This is a genomic window from Streptomyces sp. NPDC030021 (genome assembly GCF_055574035.1).
In genome coordinates this window covers 149,461-155,460 of record NZ_JBVIAH010000018.1, presented here as the reverse complement: position 1 = coordinate 155,460, position 6,000 = coordinate 149,461, and the positions used below count along the sequence as shown (strand labels likewise).

4 protein-coding genes are annotated in these 6,000 nt (G+C 68.5%); all 4 read right to left on the bottom strand.

The window, feature by feature from the left end:
• Positions 1–164 precede the first annotated feature (164 nt).
• Positions 165–1,115, bottom strand: a complete 951-nt coding sequence (locus tag ACZ4YL_RS30450; RefSeq protein ID WP_468121019.1) for an ABC transporter substrate-binding protein — start codon at positions 1,113–1,115, stop codon at positions 165–167.
• Between the two features lie 98 nt (positions 1,116–1,213).
• Complete coding sequence (locus tag ACZ4YL_RS30445) at positions 1,214–3,205, bottom strand: ABC transporter permease (RefSeq protein ID WP_468121017.1); 1,992 nt, start codon at positions 3,203–3,205, stop codon at positions 1,214–1,216.
• On the bottom strand, positions 3,205–4,293 hold the full coding sequence (locus ACZ4YL_RS30440) for a quaternary amine ABC transporter ATP-binding protein (RefSeq protein WP_468121015.1): 1,089 nt from the start codon (positions 4,291–4,293) through the stop codon (positions 3,205–3,207). Before ACZ4YL_RS30440 ends, ACZ4YL_RS30445 begins: the two co-directional genes overlap by 1 nt.
• A 20-nt stretch (positions 4,294–4,313) precedes the next feature.
• Complete coding sequence (locus tag ACZ4YL_RS30435) at positions 4,314–5,783, bottom strand: aldehyde dehydrogenase family protein (protein ID WP_468121013.1); 1,470 nt, start codon at positions 5,781–5,783, stop codon at positions 4,314–4,316.
• Positions 5,784–6,000 lie beyond the last annotated feature (217 nt).

Sequence of the window (6,000 nt, the reverse complement as noted above, 5' to 3'; positions counted from 1 at the left end):
AAACACCACCAGCTCTGGTGCTAAGGGGTGGGTTGAGGGGGTTCGGGGAAGGCGGTGACAGGACAAAAACCCCTCCCCCCCCCCCTCCCTCCCCCCCCCCCCCCCCCCCCACGGCTGTGCTTGTTCGCCCGTCCCGCAGACGGGCTTGTCGGCTGTCCCGGGGATCAGCTCTTCTTGAGCCAGGCGTCGACCTTGTCGCGGTTGGCGTCCACCCACTTCTTGGCCGCCGCCTCCGGCGACATCTTGTCCTCGGCGATGTACTTCGCCACGAGGTTCTGGTCCTCGTTGGTCCAGGTGAAGTTCTTCACGAGGTCGTAGGCGGGGCTCCCCGAGTCGGCGAACTTCTTGCTGACAATCTTGTCCAGCCGGTATTCGGGATAGTCGCAGGCGATCTTCTCCGCCACGGCGTCACAGCCGTCCGTGTACTCCGGCAGATTCACCTTGACCAGGTCGATCTCCGAGAGGAACCACTGCGGTTCGTAGAAGTACCCGATCACCCAGGTCTTCTTGGCCTCGGCCTGCCGGAACGCCTGGATGAGCGCCGCCTCGCTGCCGCCGTAGACAACCTTGTAGTCGAGCCCCAGATTCTTCACCAGTGCGGCGTCGTTCGTGACGAACGACGGGTCGCCGTCGAGGAACTGCCCCTTGTCGCCCGACTCCGACGTCTTGAAGTCGGCGGCGTATTTGTTGAGGTTCTTCCAGTCGGTGATGTCCGGGTGTTCCTTGGCCAGCCACGGCGGCACGAACCAGCCGATGACTCCCTTGTTGCCGGTCGTGCCGGCCGTCACAGCGGTCTTCTGGTCGGTGATGTACTTCTTCTTCAGATCGTCGTGGCCCCAGTTCTCGACGACGGCGTCCACCTCGCCGGTGCCGAACCCCTGCCAGGCGACCTCTTCCTTGAGGTCCTTCTTGGTGACCTGGCACCCGAGGTCCTTCTCCGCGACATACGCGATGACCGCCGCGTTGGCCTCGTATCCGACCCAGGGGTTGACCGCGAGGTTGAACGTACCGCACTTGCCGGAAACACCGCCCGAAGCACCCGATCCCGACTCGCCCACCTTGGCACCGCCGCAACCGGTGACGACGGCCAGGCCCAGCGCCGCGAGACCGGCCATTGCGGCCCGCCGTCTCGCGGGACGCGATGGTGTCATGAAGTTGCCCATCTTGTGCTGCCTCCTGTGCTTGTTCCTGTGAGCGCCGGGATGTGGGCGGCCTAGCGGGCGCCGGGCGCCCTCGCCCTCCGCCGTGCCGCTGCCTGCGTGATGCGGTCGAACATGACCCCGAGCAGAACGATGGCCAGGCCTGCCGCCAGGCCCTTGCCGTACAACTCGCCCTGGGAGAAACCGGCTACGACGTCGTAGCCCAGGGCGCCCGCACCGACCAGTCCGCCCACGACCACCATGGACAGGACATAGATCAGGCCCTGGTTGGTCGCGAGCGTCAAGGCGCTGCGTGACATGGGGAGCTGGACCTTGGTGATGATCTGCCAGGTACTCGAGCCGGCTGCGGTGGCGGCCTCCACCGTGGCCTGCGGCACCGCTCGCACACCATCTGCGATGATCTTGATCGTCACCGGGGCGGCGAAGACGACCGCGGCGGTGATCGCCGTGAAGCGCGTGGCGCCGAACAGCGCCAGGAACGGCACCAGATACACGAACGAGGGCATGGTCTGGCCCGCGTCGAGGCTGGGTCTGATCATCCGGTCTGCCAGGGAACTGCGCCCCATCCACACGCCGACCACGACACCCAGCAGCAGGACGATCAGGGTCGCCACCGCCGTGGAGGCCAGCGTCGTCATGCTGTCCGACCACACGCCGGTCGCGACGAGCGAGGCTACGCAGGCCACGGCCGTGACACCCGCGCGCCATCCGCCGAGCACGGCGCCGATGGCGACGAGGACCGCGCCGACCAGCCACCACGGGGACTCGGTGAGCAGCGTCTCGAAAGGGTTGAGCAGCCCTGTGGTGATCAGATCCCTGGCTCCGTTGGTCAGTCCGCCGAAGGTGTCCTGCGTCCACAGGCTGACCGAGTCCGCCGTACGCGCGATGGCGCCGCCGGCCGCGGCGTCGCCGGGAAACTCGGCCGCCCACACATAGGTGTGGGACAGCCACACGCACACCGCGGCCGCCGCGCCGCCGGCCGGCAGCAGGGGCCGGCGCCACTTCCCGAAGCGGCCGGCGCCGCGCTTCCTGGCGGCCTCCACCCGGTCGCCCGCCGCGGTCGTCACCCGGTCCAGCACGATGGCCATGACGACGATGGCGAGGCCGGCGTTGAAGGCGACGCCCACGTCGAGGGTCTGCAGCGCCTTGACGACGGTCTTGCCCAGGCCGGGCGCGTCGATCAGAGCGGCGATGGTGACCATGGACAGCGCGGCCATGATGGTCTGGTTCACGCCCATGACGACGGTCCGCTTGGACATGGGCAGCAGCACCTTGGTGAGCGTCTGCCGCCGGGTGGATCCCAGCGACTCGGCGGCCTCGACCGTGGTGGCGGGCACCTCGCGGATGGCATGCGCGGTGATGCGGATCGCGGGAGGCGCCGCGTAGATGAGCGTGGCGATCGTGGCGGATGCCGGGCCGATGAGGAAGAACAGCGTCAGCGGGGCCAGGTAGACGAAGGTCGGCATCGTCTGCATGAAGTCGAGGAAGGGTGCGATGGCGCGGTTCACCCGGTCGGAGAGCCCCGCCCAGATACCGAGCGGGATCCCGATGAGCAGGGAGACGAAGACCGCCGACAGGGTCAGGGCCAGGGTGTCCATGCTCTCCTGCCACAGTCCCTGCAGCCCGAAGAAGACGAACCCGGCCACGGCCAGGGCAGCGACGCGGATGTTCCCGAAGGCCCAGGAGATGTACCCGACCAGGGCGACGACGCCCAGCCAGCCGATGACAGGGACCGGACGCCCGGCCGACGGCTCGGAGATCAGTGACTGGATGAAGGTCACGAGAGTGTCGATGACCAGCCGGATCTCATTGAAGAAGTAGAGGAAGACCGGATTGCTGTTGCGGTTCGCCCCGATGGTGTCGTTGACCGAGTTGAACCAGCGGTGCAGGTCGGTCAGGTCGGCCGCCGCCAGCGCCAGGGTCTGCCGCCCGCGCAGAACGGCGAACAGCACCAGCCAGGCGACCAGGATCGCGGCCACCACGGCGCCGCGGCGGACCCCGCGTACGGACGCGCCCCGCGCGGCCGGTTCGGCAACGACGGCCATCACGCGCCGCCTTCCTGCCCCGCCACGACCGCGAGGATCTCCTCGTCCCCGACGATGCCCAACAGCCGCCCGTCCTCGACGACCTTGACCGGCTTGTCGGCGGCGAGCACCGCCCGCGTCGCCTCACGCACCACGACGTCCGGGCCCAGCTCCGGGCCGTCGAGGGGGTCGCCGGGCTCGGGGGCCCGCATGATCCAGCGCAGGGTCAGGACCTCGGCGCGGGGCACGTCCCGGACGAATTCCCGGACGTAGTCGTCGGCGGGCGCGCCGACCAGTTCGTCACCCGTGCCGCACTGGACCATCTTGCCGTCGCGCATGATGAGGATGCGGTCGCCGAGCTTGAGCGCCTCGGACAGGTCATGGGTGATGAACACCATGGTCTTGCCGACCTCGTGGTGCAGCCGGATGACCTCGTTCTGCATGTCGCGGCGGATCAGCGGGTCGAGCGCCGAGAACGGCTCGTCGAAGAAGAGCACGTCCGGATCGCCGGCGAGCGCCCGGGCGAGGCCGACTCGCTGCTGCATGCCGCCGGAGAGCTGCTCGGGGTAGGAGTTCTCGTATCCGGCCAGGCCTACGAGTTCGACGACCTCTTGGGCGCGCCGGTTGCGTTCGGCCCTGCCCATGCCGCGTATCTCCAGTCCGTACGCGACGTTGTCGAGGACCCGGCGGTGGGGCAGCAGCCCGAAGTGCTGGAAGACCATGGAGAACTTGCGCCGCCGCAGCTCACGCAGCCGTCTGGCGTCGGCGCCACGGATGTCCTCACCCTCGAAGTCGACTTCCCCCGCGGTGGGTTCGATCAGCCGGGTGAGACATCGCACCAGCGTGGACTTGCCGGAGCCGGACAGGCCCATGACGACGAAGACCTCGCCCGGCGACACCTCGAAGTTCACATCCCGTACGGCGGCGGTGCATCCTGTACGGTCCATGAGCTCACGGCGCGTGAGCCCGCACAGCTCCTCGGAATCCGGCACCTGCTCGGCCTTGGGCCCGAACACCTTCCACAACCCGCGCACGGAAATGACCGGGGCAGCGTCCTGGTCCTTGGACGTGCCGTGCCGCTGCGGCAGTTCAGTCTGCTTGGGGGTCACGATCGACCTCTCTTCGGCGTTCAGCCGCGGAACCAGTGCTGCGGCCGGGGTTGGATGTTCTGCCAGATGTGCTTGGGCTCGCGGTATTCGTCCAGACCGGTCGGTCCCAGTTCCCGGCCCACGCCCGAGTGTCCGAAGCCACCCCATTCCGCTTGCGGCACATAGGGGTGGTAGTCGTTGATCCACACCGTGCCGTGGCGCAGCCGTCGCGCGACCCGCTGGGCCTTGCCCGCGTCCTGCGTCCATACGGCTCCGGCGAGTCCGTACTCGGTGTCGTTGGCGATGCGTACGGCGTCGTCCTCGCCGCTGAAGCGCTCCACGGTCAGCACGGGTCCGAAGGACTCCTCGTGCACCACGCGCATGTCCTGCCTGCACTCGTCGAGCACGGTCGGCGGGTAGTAGTAGCCTTCCGCGAGCGCGGGGTCCTCCGGGCGGCTGCCGCCACATCGCAGTACGGCGCCCTCGGCGAGGCCGGCCGCGACATACGCCTCGACCCTCTCCCGGTGCTGTGCGGAGATCAGCGGTCCCGTATCGGCCTCGGGATCGAAGGGGCCGCCCAGGCGGATGCGCCCGGCGCGGCGCACGACCTCGTCGACGAAGGCGTCGTGCAGCGAGTCCTCCACGATCAGGCGGGCACCGGCCGAGCAGACCTGCCCGGAATGCAGAAAGACGGCCGTGAGGGCGAAGTCCACAGCGGTATCGAAATCGGCGTCGGCAAAGACGACATTGGGGTTCTTGCCGCCCAGTTCGAGGGCGACCTTCTTCACGGTCGCGGCGGCCGTGGCCATGATCCTTCGGCCGGTGTCCAGGCCGCCGGTGAAGGAGATCATGTCGACGGCGGGGTCTTCGGACAGCGATGCGCCCACCTCGGGGCCGGTGCCCAGCAGGAGGTTGGCGGCGCCGGCCGGCAGGCCGGCCTCCTCAAGTACCCGCATCAGCAAGATCGATGTGGAGGGAGTGAGTTCACTCGGCTTGAGAACGATCGTGTTTCCGGCCAGAAGCGCGGGGGCGACCTTCCACGACGCCTGGAGCAGCGGGTAGTTCCACGGAGTGATCAACCCACAGACACCGACCGGCTCGTAGGTGACGCGGCTGACGGCGTCGTCGCGCCCGGTGTCGATCACCCGGCCGGCGCTGGTACCCGCGATCCCGCCGTAGTAGCGGAAACAGGAGACCACATCGGCGATGTCGTACTCGCTCTCCACCAGCCGCTTGCCGGTGTCCAGCGATTCGGCGCGGGCGAACTCCTTGGCGTCGCGCGCGATCAGATCGGCGGTGCGCAACAGCAGCGCGCCGCGCTCCCGCTCGGAGGTGCGCGGCCAGGGGCCGTCGTCGAATGCCCGGCGGGCCGCGGCGATCGCGGCCTCGCTGTCGGAGCGCGTCCCTTCGGACACCACCGCGGCCAGCGTGCCGTCTGCGGGGCAGCGGATCTCCCGGTGACCTCCGGCAACCGGATCGCACCATTCTCCGTCCAGATACAGATCTGCCACGAGCGCAGCCCTTCGAGCGAAGTTCCGTTGCGCATGATGCACCGCATTGCTTGTGATGGAACACCCTGGCCGAACGTGTGACCGTCGTCAAGAGGGTGTGGCGGGCGGATCCGCCCCCTGAGCCCGTTGCCCCGGCTCCCTTGACCAAGGGCCAAGACAGGCCGACCATGTTGCGCATCACTCACCCTGTTGTGCAATACGCACCAACGGAGGCCGT